The organism is Burkholderia sp. Nafp2/4-1b (assembly GCF_003635165.1).
GTDB lineage: Bacteria > Pseudomonadota > Gammaproteobacteria > Burkholderiales > Burkholderiaceae > Burkholderia.
This window is the reverse complement of sequence record NZ_ML058599.1, coordinates 154,628-167,577: the sequence shown is the minus strand read 5'-3', so window position 1 is coordinate 167,577 and position 12,950 is coordinate 154,628. Positions and strand designations below refer to the sequence as shown.

General features: G+C 64.9%; 11 protein-coding genes. 6 read left to right on the top strand and 5 right to left on the bottom strand.

The genetic code is table 11. The features are described from left to right. Positions 1 to 44 precede the first annotated feature (44 nt). The 6 genes from C7H84_RS07280 to C7H84_RS07250 all read left to right on the top strand — a co-directional run bounded on the left by C7H84_RS07280 (position 45) and on the right by C7H84_RS07250 (position 7,201). Positions 45 to 1,391, top strand: coding sequence for an MFS transporter (locus C7H84_RS07280; protein WP_121858163.1), 1,347 nt, complete (start codon positions 45 to 47; stop codon positions 1,389 to 1,391). 258 nt (positions 1,392 to 1,649) lie between these two features. Next, positions 1,650 to 2,213, top strand: a complete 564-nt coding sequence (locus C7H84_RS07270) for a PAS and helix-turn-helix domain-containing protein (RefSeq protein WP_240461994.1) — start codon at positions 1,650 to 1,652, stop codon at positions 2,211 to 2,213. A gap of 297 nt (positions 2,214 to 2,510) precedes the next feature. Next, positions 2,511 to 3,407 (top strand): LysR substrate-binding domain-containing protein, encoded by an 897-nt coding sequence (locus C7H84_RS07265; protein ID WP_121858299.1) that lies wholly within the window; start codon positions 2,511 to 2,513, stop codon positions 3,405 to 3,407. Between the two features lie 195 nt (positions 3,408 to 3,602). Next, a complete protein-coding gene (locus tag C7H84_RS07260; RefSeq protein ID WP_121858161.1) occupies positions 3,603 to 4,934 on the top strand; it encodes an MFS transporter in 1,332 nt (443 codons plus the stop codon). A gap of 90 nt (positions 4,935 to 5,024) precedes the next feature. Beyond that, complete coding sequence (locus C7H84_RS07255) at positions 5,025 to 6,233, top strand: CoA transferase (protein ID WP_240461993.1); 1,209 nt, start codon at positions 5,025 to 5,027, stop codon at positions 6,231 to 6,233. Further along, positions 6,230 to 7,201 (top strand): hydroxymethylglutaryl-CoA lyase, encoded by a 972-nt coding sequence (locus C7H84_RS07250; protein WP_121858160.1) that lies wholly within the window; start codon positions 6,230 to 6,232, stop codon positions 7,199 to 7,201. Before C7H84_RS07255 ends, C7H84_RS07250 begins: the two co-directional genes overlap by 4 nt. A gap of 90 nt (positions 7,202 to 7,291) precedes the next feature. Here the strand turns inward: C7H84_RS07250 and C7H84_RS07245 are convergent, their stop codons facing one another. From C7H84_RS07245 to C7H84_RS07220, 5 genes are all read right to left on the bottom strand, one after another. Further along, positions 7,292 to 7,693, bottom strand: a complete 402-nt coding sequence (locus tag C7H84_RS07245; protein WP_121858159.1) for a hypothetical protein — start codon at positions 7,691 to 7,693, stop codon at positions 7,292 to 7,294. 295 nt (positions 7,694 to 7,988) lie between these two features. Beyond that, positions 7,989 to 9,161: an FAD-binding oxidoreductase gene (locus C7H84_RS07240; protein WP_121858158.1), complete on the bottom strand. Its 1,173-nt coding sequence runs from the start codon at positions 9,159 to 9,161 to the stop codon at positions 7,989 to 7,991. 210 nt (positions 9,162 to 9,371) lie between these two features. Further along, complete coding sequence (locus C7H84_RS07235; protein WP_121858157.1) at positions 9,372 to 10,523, bottom strand: branched-chain amino acid ABC transporter substrate-binding protein; 1,152 nt, start codon at positions 10,521 to 10,523, stop codon at positions 9,372 to 9,374. Positions 10,524 to 10,931: 408 nt separating this feature from the next. Next, the gene (locus C7H84_RS07225; protein ID WP_121858155.1) at positions 10,932 to 11,144 is read right to left on the bottom strand and encodes a CsbD family protein; all 213 of its coding nucleotides are present in this window, start codon (positions 11,142 to 11,144) and stop codon (positions 10,932 to 10,934) included. A 160-nt stretch (positions 11,145 to 11,304) separates the two neighbouring features. Next, positions 11,305 to 12,861 (bottom strand): helix-turn-helix transcriptional regulator, encoded by a 1,557-nt coding sequence (locus C7H84_RS07220; protein ID WP_121858154.1) that lies wholly within the window; start codon positions 12,859 to 12,861, stop codon positions 11,305 to 11,307. Between the last annotated feature and the right edge of the window lie 89 nt (positions 12,862 to 12,950).

Here is a 12,950-nt window from a genome sequence, read left to right as displayed (position 1 = left end):
TTTCGCCGCAAACCCACGCGCCCACACGTAGAGAGGACACGACCATGACCACCCAGGACGTCGACACCAAAACACTCCGGCGCGTGATCGCCGCAGCGTCCATCGGCAATTTCGTCGAATGGTTCGATTTCGCCGCATACGGCTTTCTCGCCACCATCCTGACGCGTGAATTCTTCCCCAGCGGCGACCCGACGATCGGCCTCCTGAAGACCTTCGCCGTCTTCGCGGTGGCCTTCGCATTCCGTCCGCTGGGCGGCCTGATCTTCGGCGTCATCGGCGACCGGATCGGCCGCAAGCGCACGCTCGCATTGACGATCCTGATGATGGCCGGCTCGACGACGCTGATCGGCCTGCTCCCGACCTACGCGAGCATCGGCTACTGGGCGCCGTTGCTGCTCACGATCATTCGTTGCGTGCAAGGCTTCTCGGCCGGCGGCGAATACGCCGGCGCATGCGCATACGTGATGGAGCACGCGCCGCGCGGCCGCCGCGCGTTCTTCGGCAGCTTCGTGCCGGTGTCGACCTTCTCGTCGTTCGCCTGCGCGGCGGTGGTCGCCTATCTGCTCGAAGCGTCGCTGTCGTCGCAGGCAATGATCGACTGGGGCTGGCGCGTGCCGTTCCTGATCGCCGCGCCGGTCGGCCTCATCGGCGTCTACCTGCGTGTGAACCTGAACGAAACGCCCGCGTTCCAGGCGCTCGAAGGCAAGCACGACATCGCCCATGCGCCGCTGATGGAAACGCTGCATTCGCAGTCGTGGAATATCCTGAAGCTCGGGGCGTTCGTGTCCGTGACGGCACTGTCGTTCTACACGTTCACCACCTACTTCGCGACGTACCTGCAAGTGGCCGGCCACCTGTCGCGCGGCACGTCGCTGCTCGTGACGGTGCTCGCCCTGTTCTTCGCAGCAGCGTTGTGCCCGGTCGCCGGCTTCTTCTCCGACCTCGTCGGCCGTCGCGCGACGATCGCCACGACCGGCATCTTCATCATCGTGTCCGTGTATCCGGCGTTCTCGCTCGGCGGCTCGGGCGTGCTGTCGCATTCGTTGATCGGCGTCGCGCTGCTTGCGATCGGCGCAGTGTTTTCGGGCGTGGTGACGGCACCGCTGATGTCGGAAGTATTCGCGACGAAGACTCGCTACACGGCTTCCGCGATCACGTACAACCTCGCGTACACGATCTTCGGCGGTACCGCGCCGCTCGTCGCCACGTGGCTGATCTCGGCAACCGGCACCAACCTGTCGCCGGCGTACTACCTGATCGCCGTGGCGATCCTCGCGATGATCGGTGGCCTGGCACTGCCGGAAACGTCGAAGACGGCGCTCGAAGATGCAGGCCCGGCAACCGCGAGAACCGGCCAGTCCGCGAAGCGCGGCGTCGAAGGCGCGGTCTGAACCGCGCTTCGGCAATGAGCGCCCGCAATATCAACGCAGGGAGAGACGCCATGACGAGCCTTCACGATTCCCCATGTGGCCGTCAAGGGCCCGCGCACGCATTCGGCGGAAGTCCAGTGCGCGGGCGAAGGACACGACTGCTGTGTCTTTCGCGTCGAATGATCTGCTTGCCCGCGCTGCCGCTACAATCGGACGGGAGCCAACCCGCCCGATAGCGTTGGTCCGGACACGGTTCGGACCGTCGACAAGATGCCGAACATGACCGACACGATGCCCGCCCTCGACTACGAAGATCTCTTCAGGCACCTGCCTGTCGCGGCGATCGTGGCGAAGGAGCGGATCATGATCGATTGCAACGAGAAGGCGCTGCAGTTGTTCAGGGCGACGCGCGACGACATCATCGACCGGTCGTTCGCGACGCTCTATCCGCAGCAGAAGGACTTCGCGACGACGGGCCGGCGCCTCGCGCCGCTGCTCGCGAAACATGCCGGGTTCAGCGACGACCGCATCATGCGGCGCGTCGACGGCAGTCACTTCTGGGTCACGGTCAGCGGCTTCGGTTACAACCCGAAGCGGCCGTTCGAGCTGGCGATCTGGACGTTCACCGATCGGTCGGAGAACGTGAAGCTTCCCGACGTCACGAGTACGCTGACGGATCGGGAGCGCGACGTCGCGGCACTTCTCGTTCATGGCCTCACCAGCAAGGAAATCGGCAAGGAGCTGAGCATCAGCCCGCGGACTGTCGATATTCATCGTGCGAGTCTGTTGCGGAAGTATGAGGTGCGGACGACGCATGATTTGATCGCGTGTCTGCTGGCGTGAGGGGCGCGTGTGTCAACAGCATCTCGTGCATCCACGCGCCAATCGAAAGGTTGTTCGTGAATTTCCGCGGACGCCTCTCGCCGCTCCCAAGCCGCCCGTCGCCCCCCCACGACTTCAATGTCGCTTTTCGGCGTATCAAGCGCCAGCTGCGACTGTGCAACCTCCTCGGGGCGGAGCGGCCACGATGGAGATGGAGCGACGATCCTCGCTCACGAAACCGCAAAAGCGGAGTCGGGCGAGCTTCATGGATCCGGATTTTCGATTAGCGACGAGCTGAGGAGCCCCACGATGAACCCGATGAACCTGCACCGCCTCGATCTGGTCTCCCTGTCGCTTTTCAATCTGGTCGTGCGCGCCGGCAGCATCAGCAAGGGCGCGGCGCTGGCGAATCTTGCTGTCGGCGCCGCTAGCAAGCGCATCTCCGATCTGGAAGCAGCCGTTGGCTCCAGCCTGCTGGAGCGGCACTCGCGCGGTGTGACCCTGAGCGTTGCGGGACAGGCGCTGTATGACCACGCGCAACGCATCCTGCACGACATCGACCGCCTCGCCGCCGATCTGTCCGACTACGCGTCGGGGATGGTCGGCATCGTTCGGTTGTGGGCGAATACATCGGCGATCACGCAGTTCCTGCCGTCGGAGATCGCGGCGTTCACCGAAGCCAATCCTGGCATTCGGATCGAGCTGGAAGAGCAGAACAGCCGAGAAGTTGTGCTGGCCTTGCTGGATGGCCGCGCCGATCTCGGCATCCTCGCGGACCGCACGCCGGCTCTGGGCATCCACCTGACGGACTATCACGTAGACCGGCTGGTGCTCGTGATGCCCCGGACACACCCGCTCGCCACGCGACGTTCGGTCTGCTTCGAGGAAGCGCTCGAGTACGACTTCGTCAGCCTTTCGAAGGGCACGTCGCTCGCCGAGCGCATGCAGATGGAGGCCGAAACGCTCGGGCGCCACTTGAAGCTGCGGATTCGAGTTCGGAGCTTCGACGCGATGTGCCAGATGGTAGCCGCCGGCATGGGCGTGGCGGTGCTGCCATCGCTGGCCGTGCATGCGCTGGTCCGGTCGCTGAATCTGCGGCAGGTCGCGTTGAAGGACGCATGGGCCGAGCGTCGGCTCTTGCTCGGGGTGCGCGATCCGGCCGCAGTGCCACGCCATGCTCGGCTGCTCGTCGAGCATCTCTGCAACGGAAACTAGACGGTCGTTCATCTCAAAGGCCCGCACAGCTTTCGCCAAACGCGAAGGCTCGTTTCGCCTCTTTGCGCTTTTTTATTAACGAGCGCGCAATCAGTATGTCTCCACGCGCCGCAAGAAGCGCCCAAAACCTGAATGGCCGCCGGACCTTGTCGCTCTGCATCGACGGCAAAGGTAAGGTGCGAACCGGAGACAACCATGAACAAAGCCCTGTCCGCCAGCATCGACCTGGCGCCGCCCGACGAAGCCCGCACCGTCCGCAAGGTCGCGTGGCGAATCATGCCCCTCATCATGGTTTGCTACCTGTTTGCGTTCTTCGACCGCATCAACATCAGCTTCGCCAAGTTCGCGCTGCAGAGCGATCTCGCACTGACCGACACCGCCTATGGTCTCGGCGCTGGCCTGTTCGTGGTCGGCTACGTGCTCTTCGAAGTGCCCAGCAACCTGATGCTCTATAAGGTGGGCGCGCGCCGCTGGATCTGCCGCATCATGATCTCCTGGGGCGTCGCGACCGCACTGATGGCGCTCGTCCAGACCGAGTGGCAGTTCTACACGTTGCGCTTTCTCATCGGCGCGATGGAAGCCGGTTTCGCGCCCGGCGTGCTGTTCTACCTGACGCTATGGTTCCCAGTCGCCTATCGCGGCCGCATTACGTCGACGCTCTTTCTCGCTTCCGCGTTCGCGGGCATTCTCGGCGCGCCTGCCGCGGGCCTCGTGCTCTCGCAGATGGAAGGGCTCTTCGGCATGCGCGGCTGGCACTGGCTGTTTCTCGTGGGCGGCCTGCCCTGCGTCGCGCTCGGCTATCTGGTCTTCAAGGTGCTGAAAGACCGCATCGAAGATGCGCCGTGGCTCACGTCGGCCGAGCAGGCCTTGCTGTCGCGGCGTATCGCGGATCAGAACCGGCACATCGGCGGACACTCGCTGCTCGGCGCATTGAAAACGCCCGGCTTTCTCAAACTCGGCCTCATCTACTTCATGATCCAGGTGTGCTCCTACGGCCTGAATTTCTGGGCGCCGCACCTGATTCGCACGTCGGGCATCACGCATCCGACCACCATCGGCTTCCTGACCGCCGTGCCGTACTTCTGCGGCGCGGTCACGATGGTCGTGGTCGGCCGGGTGTCCGATGCGAGCGGGCATCGCAGCCGCTTTGTCGCCGGCCTCATGCTGCTCGCGGCCGCGGGCTTCCTGTGCGCGGGCATCTTCGACAAGCACACGACCCTTCTGATCGCCGCGCTCGCGGTGATGGGCGCAGGCATCATCGCTTCAATTCCGGCTTTCTGGGCCCTGCCGCCGAAGCTGATGACCGGGGCGGGTGCCGCCGGCGGCATCGCACTCATCAATACGCTCGGCCAGTTGGGTGGCATCGTCAGTCCGGTGATGGTCGGACGCATCAAGGACGTCACCGGCAGCACGACACCGGCGCTTTACGTGATCGGCGGGCTGGCCATCGCCTGCGCAGGGATTCTGATTTTCGCGCTGCCCGCAAAGCTGCGTGCAAGAGAGGAACATGCGGCCGGCGCTCACTGACGCAGCTCATCGCCGAATCAATACGGACTTTGGAATGAACGACACAACCGACGCACTGTCCCGCCTGCACGCGTCATTCGAAGGAGCACGATGATGAACCACGACATAGCCGCCGCCGCGCTGCAAGGGCTGCGCGTCGTCGAGATGGGGCAACTGATTGCGGGCCCGTTCGCCGGCAAGACGCTCGGTGAATTCGGCGCCGATGTGATCAAGATCGAAGCGCCCGGCAGCGGTGATCCGTTGCGCAACTGGCGTCTGCTCAAGGACGGCACATCTGTCTGGTGGCAGGTGCAGTCGCGCAACAAGCGGTCCATCGCGCTGGACTTGCGCAGCGTCGAGGGGCAGGACATCGCCCGCAAGCTGATCGCCGAGGCCGATGTGCTGATCGAGAATTTCCGCCCGGGCACGCTCGAAAGATGGGGCTTGGGGTGGGAGGAACTGTCCCGCGTCAATCCCGGACTCGTGATGCTGCGCATCTCCGGTTATGGGCAGACCGGGCCGTATCGCGATTTGCCGGGCTTCGGCGCCATCGGCGAGGCGATGGGCGGGCTGCGTCACGTGACCGGCGAACCGGGCCGCGTGCCGGTGCGTTGCGGAGTTTCCATCGGCGACACGCTCGCGGCACTGCACGGCACCATTGGAATTCTGACGGCGCTTTACCATCGCAAGGTGAACGGGGGGCTGGGGCAAGTCATCGATGTCGCGTTGAACGAGGCCGTGTTCAACGTGATGGAGAGCCTGATTCCCGAGTACAGCGCGTTCGGCGTAGCCCGCGAAGCCGCCGGAAGCGCGCTGCCGGGAATCGCGCCATCGAACGCCTATCGGTGTACGGATGGCTTCGTATTGATCGCCGGAAACGGCGATAGCATCTTCAAACGCCTGATGCAGACCATCGGACGCGACGATCTCGGCAATGCACCCGATCTCGCCGACAACGCGGGACGTGTCGCGCGGGCAGGCGAACTCGATCAGGCGATCGAGGCGTGGACGTTGATGCAATCCGTGCAGCAGGTGCTGGACGTCCTCGGCGCTGCGGGCGTGCCTGCGGGCAAGGTCTACACGGCAAAGGACATCGCCGAAGACCCTCATTATCGAGCGCGAAACATGATCCTCTCGCAGACCACGCGCGACGGTTACGAACTGGAGGTGCCCGGCGTGGTGCCTAAATTGATGGGCACGCCGGGCACGGTCCGCAATTCGGCTCCGGGTCTCGGCGACGACACCGACGAAGTGCTGCAGGAACTCGGCTATTCGACGCAAGACATCGCCGCCTTGCGCGGCCGAAAGGTGGTCGCATGACTCTCTGGAACGGCGCCGGACGGCGCATCCATATGCAGGAAGTGGGCACGCGCGACGGTCTCCAGGCGGAATCGGCCTTCGTCGCGACCGAGGACAAGATCGCGCTGGTCGACGCGTTGTCGGATTCCGGCATTGCCAAGATTGAAGTCACCGCCTTCGTCTCGCCCAAGGTAATCCCCGCTTTGAGCGACGCAGAAGCCGTGCTGCGCGGCATCGAACGCCGCGCCGGCGTCGTGTACAGCGCGCTGGTGCCGAACGTGCGCGGGGCCGAGCGTGCAATCGACGCGCGGGCGGACGAACTGAACCTCGTCATGTCCGCCAGCGAGACGCACAATCTCTCCAACCTGAGGATGACGCGCAAGCAATCGTTCAGTGCGCTCTCCGCGGTGGCCTCGATCGCTCATAACGCGGGCGTGCCCGTCAATATTTCACTATCCTGCACGTTCGGCTGTCCGATGGAAGGCGACGTATCCGAGAATGTGGTGATGGACCGGTGCAGCGCATTCGTCGACGATATCGGTGCGCGCGGCATCACGCTATGCGACACGACCGGCATGGCTTATCCGACGCAAGTCGCATCTCTGACGAAAGCCTTCCGCGAGCGATGGCCCAACACGGAACTGACGCTGCACTTTCACAACACGCGCGGTCTTGGGTTCGCGAACGTGATAGCCGCCATCGACGCCGGTGCCGATCGTTTTGATGCATCTCTCGGGGGCATCGGCGGTTGTCCTTACGCACCTGGCGCGACTGGCAACGTGTGCACCGAAGAGATCGTCCACGGCCTCGAACTCATGGGTTACGACACGGCAATTGATCTCGCCGGTCTCATCAATGCCGCGCGGCGCTTGCCGGCGCTCATCGGCCACGATATCCCGAGTCAGATCGTCAAAGCGGGCCGCCGTCTCGATCTGCATCGCTCGCCGGCAGACTTCGATGCCATCCGGCAACGCGCGTACAGCCGCTAATGTCGCGCGAGATATAGCGGGCTTCGTCCGTCTGGTTCCGAGCTATCGCCGACCTTCGAATGACAGCAGTTCAGAAAGTTAGCGGATACGCTACCCAAAAACCCGAGCCCATACCGCGCGAACGCGTCGCGCGCGGTCTTCGAGCAGATATGAAGCCGCGAGGGTCAAGAGACCTGAAATCGCCCCCGTCACGAAGTGTTCGACATAGGGGATACGGTAGTGACTCGTGTGTGAGTACGCGTCGCCCAACGTTGTCAGGACGCCGACGATCAACGCATTGCCGTATCGATGCGCGTAGAGTTTCGCCGCGGGCGTGAAAGTCAGAAGTACAGCCAGGAGTGCGGTGAGCAGCCCTGTCTGAAATGCAATGGTCCAGTGGGCAACGCTCATGATGTTTCCCCAGCTCCCCGGCATGCACGTCATGCATGCACTGGTCGGCTGCCAGAAACGCTGGACAAACAGTCTGACGCGGTGCTTCCACTGGGTTGACATGATGCATTCCCATCAATGCCGTCGTCACGGCCGGCGCCGCACGGATCCTTGAATCAGCGTCCAAACCGTCTAACGAACTGGCGGCCCTCGCGGATGGCTTGACTGTGCATCGTAGCGGCCGAGCAATGACTTGGACATCGGGGAATACTACTCCACGACCGGACGGCCACTGTTGTCCGAAGGCCGCCGACCCTCCCGCCCCCAACAAACAAAAAAAGCCCGGCAAAGCCGGGCCAACCAGATTGAGAACACAAGGAGAATCCCGCCCAGCGCACAACCGGGCGGTCACGCCGCGCTACACGACGTTCTTTTCGACGATCGGCCGGTTTTCCAGCACACGCTCCCAGCCGAGCGACGACAGGTCGAGCGATTCATACCGCCCGCCCAGAATCAGTTCACTCACTCCACGCCCGGTCGCGGGCCCTTGCTGCAGCCCGTGCCCGCTATACCCGTTCGCGAACACGACGTTGTCGAGCTCGGGGTGATATCCGATGATCGCGTTGTGATCGAACACGTTGTACTCGTAGTACCCGGACCAGCAGTTCTCCACGCGCAGCGCCTCGAACTCCGGCACGCGATTCGCGAGCGTCGGCCAGATCACTTCGTCGAACAGGTCGTGATCGACCTCGTCGAGCGGCAGGTCGTCGGGATCGCGATCGGGGCTCGGCGACGTCCCGCAGATATACGTGCGCCCTTCCGGCCGGAAATACACGCCGGTCGGATCGATCAGCAGCGGACAATCGGTAAGCTTCGCCGGCGACGACACGTTGAAGATGCTGCGGCGTCGCGCATACACGGGAATGTCGATGCCCATCATCGACGACAGCGTGCGCGTCCACGCACCTGCCGCATTGACGAGCGTGTCGCATGCGTAGCGCTCACCGTCGCTCGTCGCCACATGGGTGATTTTGCGACCGTCGCGCACGACGCCGGTCACGTCGGCCGGCACGTAGCGCGCGCCGAGCGCCTGCGCCTTCTTGCGCAATGCCTGCACGAGCCCGTAACCGTCGAACCACCCTTCGCCGCTCACGCCGTACGCGCCCGACACGAGATCGTCGACGTTCAGCCACGGAAACTTCGCGCGCAGCGCATCGCGATCCATCAAGCGAATATCGGCGCCGAGCTTGGTCTGCAGCGCATGGTTCTCGCGCAGCGTCGCATCGCCGGCCGGCGTCGCGAGGAACAGGTAACCGCCTTCATGCAGATCGATCGATGGCCGCGTGCCGTCGACTTCGAGCCGCTCGCCGATATTGCGCAGGAACTCGATCCCGAACAGCGACATCTCGATCGACAGCGGCGTCGAGAACTGCTGGCGAATCGATGCGGCCGACAGCGCCGACGACGACTTCGCATAGGTGGGATCGCGTTCGATGACGGTCACGGAAACCGTCGGATCGGTGGCACGCAGGAAATAGGCGATCGAGCTGCCGATCACACCACCGCCGACGATGACGACTTGAGAACTCACGACTGACTCCAGTTGCACGTGAAAGGCGCGGCCAGCCGGCCGTGCCCGAAGGTTGTTCGTGCCGCGTCGCGCGCGGCGCCGTGCGCGGCAGACCATCGCCAACCGGCGAAGCGCCCCGACGTGCGCCGCGATCGCATTCGATCGCTTCGGCTATTTCAGCACGTCCGGGCTCGCCGCGATAGTCCGCGCGCGTTCGGGTAATTCGGGTATTCAGTCCGCCGTTTGCGTGGTGACGGGCTGCCACGCGGCGTTCTTCACTTCATACAGCGTCGAGCTCGGGTTCTTCAGGTCGCCCGTGTTCGTGAACGCGATCGTGCCGGTGATGCCGTCGTAGCGCGTGCTCTTCAGCGCGCCGTTGAAATCGGCCGGCTTCGTCGAGTTTGCCTTCTGCATCGCGTTGATCGCGATCCACGTCGCGTCGTACGCGAACGGCGCATACGCGAGCATGTCGACGCCGTACTTCTGCTTGAATTTCGTCTCGAACTGCTTGCCCTTCGCGAGACGCGCGAGCGGCTGCCCGTATTCCCACACGGCCGCGCCTTCGGCGGCGCCGCCGGCGAGCCTGATGAAGTTCGCGTTCATCACGCCGCCGCCGGCCAGAAACTGCGCGCGGATGCCGAGCTGGCGCATGCGCTTGACGAGCATTGCAGACTGCGCGTCGAGGCCGCCGAAGAACACGAGGTCGGCGTTGGTGCTCTTGATCTTCGTGAGTTGCGCGCTGAAATCGACGGCCTTGTCGTTGGTGAATTCGCGCGCGACGATCGTGCCGCCGTTCGCCTTCGCGGCCTTCTCGAACTCGTCGGCTTCGCCCTGCCCGAACGCGGTGCGGTCGTCGATGATCGCGATGCGCTTCGCCTTGGTCACGCTCGCCGCATACGCACCGGCATTGCCGGCGTTCTGCGCGTCGGTCGCGATCACGCGGTACACGGTGCCGAGCCCGGCGCGCGTGATGTCCGGATTGGTCGCCGACGGCGTGATCATCGGAATGCCGGCCTTCGCGTAGATCTTCGATGCGGGCAGCGTCGTGCCCGAGTTGAAGTGGCCGACCACGACGGCCACCTGCGCGTCGGTCAGCTGCTGCGCGGCCTGCACGCCGATGCGCGGATCGCTCTGGTCGTCCTGCGACGCGACGACGAATTTCACCGGCTTGCCGCCGATCGTCGTGTGCGCGGCGTTCGCCTCGTCGACGGCCATGCGCACGCCGTTCTCGATGTCCTTGCCGTACGCGGCACCGCCGCCGGTGAGCGGCACGGCGACGCCGACCTTGACGACCGTCTCCTGCGCGTGAACCGCGCCCGTCTGGAACGCGAAGATCGCGGCGGTCAGCGCCATGCCGGAAAGCGAGCGAATGCGGAACGTCATCGGCCAATCCTTCTTCTGTGGGTCGGAATGCGACGCGCGACCATCGCGCGCCGGCGACCTCCCGCGTGCCGGTGGATTTTTCCATCGCCGGGGCATCGCGCATGCGCGACGCCTGCCGGTCGATCACCGCGGCTCCGTCTCCGGGGAACCTGTCAGCGCGAAAGAGGTGAACCGATTGTGGGTAGCCAATACGCGTGCAGCAAACGAAATATCGGAACTATGTAGTGAGGAATTGTCATCAAGTGCCGATACTGCGGAGGGGATCGGCCCGCGCGACGGCGGGCCGGAAGGGCGAAATCTCAGGCGCGATGCGGACGAGTGCCGGGGCCCCCGCCCTGGGCCCGGTAATGCCGATCGAGCATCATCGCCGTGCGATGCAGCGCATCGCGCGCGGGCAGTCAATCGCGGTCAATGACGGTCCCGGGGATCGATATGAGTGTCGGGCCCAGTATGGTGGCGCACTGCATCGGCCGCCTCGCCGGCCTTCTCCTGCAGCTTGCCGGCCTGCTGTTCCGCCACACCTTCCGCTTCCGTCGCACGGTCGCCCGTCACCTTGCCGAGTGCTTCCTTGACCGAACCTTTCACTTGTTTGAGCTTGCCTTCGATACGATTCCTGTCCATGGTCGTCTCCTGCGATGAGTTGGGGAGAGAGCCGACGGGACGGCAGCGTGCGCCGCACCGCCGAGGGGACAGGATCGCAGGCGCGCGCCGCGGGCGGCAGATGCGGATGCACCAGCCGGCATGGTGCATTCGCACCGATCGCCGGAATCCGGCGTCAGCGTCAGTCCTCGTCGTTCGCGCCGCCCGTGTCGGGGCCTTTGTCCGTGCCCTTCTCGCCGCGCGCGCCGCTCGCTTCGGCCGCGCCGACGATCCCGCGCTCGCGCGCCCACACGATCGCCTCGCCGCGGCTATGCACGTCGAGCTTCGCGTAGATCGTCGCGACGTGATTGCGGACCGTGTTCGGCGCGAGCCCGAGGCGCCCGGCGATCTCCTTGTCGGCGAGACCGTGGCACAGGAGGTCGAACACGTCGCGTTCGCGCGCGGTGAGATCCGACAGCTGCGCGCCCGCATCCGGCGCATTCGCACGCCGCACGTTCGCCAGCTTTTCGATCAGCGTGCGGCTGAACCATGACGCATCCTGCATCGCGGTCTCGATCGCGTAGACGAGTTCCATCTCGGTGCGCTTGCGGTCGCTGATGTCGAGCAGCGCTATCAGCAGGCAATCCTGCCCGTGGATCGCGACCGGCTCGGCCGACATCACGCAATCGCGCACGTCGCCGTCGTGCGTGCGGATCTGCACGTCCGCGTTGCGCACGTTGCCGTCGCGCGCGAGCTCGCTGTCGATGCGCTGGCGCGCGCCGCGCTCGGCCCACAAGCCGATCTCGTCCGCGGACTTGCCGAGCAGCGCGTCGCGCGGATGGCCGGCCATCGCGACGAACGCGTCGTTCACGTCGAGCAGTTCGAAACCGCCGGCAGTGACGATCGCGGTCGGGACCGGCGCCATCCGGAACGCCTTCGCGAAGCACTCCTCGCTCTGCCGCAGCGCGAGTTCCGCCTGCTTGCGCGGCTCGAGATCCATGAAGGTGAACAGCATGCACGCTTCGCCGTTCATGTCGATCGGCTGTCCGGCGACGACCACCGCGTTCGTGCCGCCGTCCGCGCGCTTGAGCACAGCCTCCATCTGCGGGATCGTCATGCCCTCGCCGAGCCGCTCGATCGCGAGTTCGCGCCGGTCGGCCTGTTCGAGCACGTCGATCTCATACACGGAGCGGCCGAGCACGCCGTCGCGCGCGTGGCCGGTCATGTCGAGGAAGCCTTGATTGACCTTCACGTAGCGCAGGTCGTCGAGCCGGCAGATCACGGCCGGCGCCGGGTTCGCGTTGAAGGTGCGCTCGAAGCGGTCCTCGGCGCTCGCCCATTCGGTCGCGTCGTGCAGCACGAGCGCGAGGCAGTCCGGCTCGCCGGCCGCGTTCGTCAGCACGAGGCTGCGGATCCGATGGACCCAGCTCACGTTCTCGTCGGCGGCCGATTCGACTTCGACCGTCACGTCGCTGAACTCTTCGCCGGCGATCACGCGGTCCATCGGATAGTGGCCGTCGCGCACCGGGCGGTTGTTCCGATAGCGCAGGCGGAAGCGCTCGCGATACTCGGTGACGTCCGCGCCGAGCGCCTCGAGCTCGGTCACGCCGTGCATCGCGAGCGCGGCCTCGTTCGCCCACACGATGCGCTGGTCGGGCTCGATCAGGATCACGCCCTCGGTGAGCCCCGCGATGATCTGATGCAGCTGGCGCCGGTCGGTATGCGACTTGAGCACCAGTTCGTTTACTCGTTCGTCCATTGAGTGGAGTCCACGTGGTCAACAGGGGGTTGCCGGGTTGGCCGTTTCGCGCCCGCGCTGCCAGCCTGTGTCGGCGGCTCCCGCCGCGA

Excerpts from the sequence above, each read along its gene's own strand:
- C7H84_RS07280 (WP_121858163.1), top strand. The coding sequence starts at position 45 with ATGACCACCCAGGACGTCGACACCAAAACACTCCGGCGCGTGATCGCC.
- C7H84_RS07270 (WP_240461994.1), top strand. The coding sequence starts at position 1,650 with ATGACCGACACGATGCCCGCCCTCGACTACGAAGATCTCTTCAGGCAC.
- C7H84_RS07265 (WP_121858299.1), top strand. The coding sequence starts at position 2,511 with ATGAACCTGCACCGCCTCGATCTGGTCTCCCTGTCGCTTTTCAATCTG.
- C7H84_RS07260 (WP_121858161.1), top strand. The coding sequence starts at position 3,603 with ATGAACAAAGCCCTGTCCGCCAGCATCGACCTGGCGCCGCCCGACGAA.
- C7H84_RS07255 (WP_240461993.1), top strand. The coding sequence starts at position 5,025 with ATGATGAACCACGACATAGCCGCCGCCGCGCTGCAAGGGCTGCGCGTC.
- C7H84_RS07250 (WP_121858160.1), top strand. The coding sequence starts at position 6,230 with ATGACTCTCTGGAACGGCGCCGGACGGCGCATCCATATGCAGGAAGTG.
- C7H84_RS07245 (WP_121858159.1), bottom strand. The coding sequence starts at position 7,693 with ATGTCAACCCAGTGGAAGCACCGCGTCAGACTGTTTGTCCAGCGTTTC.
- C7H84_RS07235 (WP_121858157.1), bottom strand. The coding sequence starts at position 10,523 with ATGACGTTCCGCATTCGCTCGCTTTCCGGCATGGCGCTGACCGCCGCG.
- C7H84_RS07225 (WP_121858155.1), bottom strand. The coding sequence starts at position 11,144 with ATGGACAGGAATCGTATCGAAGGCAAGCTCAAACAAGTGAAAGGTTCG.
- C7H84_RS07220 (WP_121858154.1), bottom strand. The coding sequence starts at position 12,861 with ATGGACGAACGAGTAAACGAACTGGTGCTCAAGTCGCATACCGACCGG.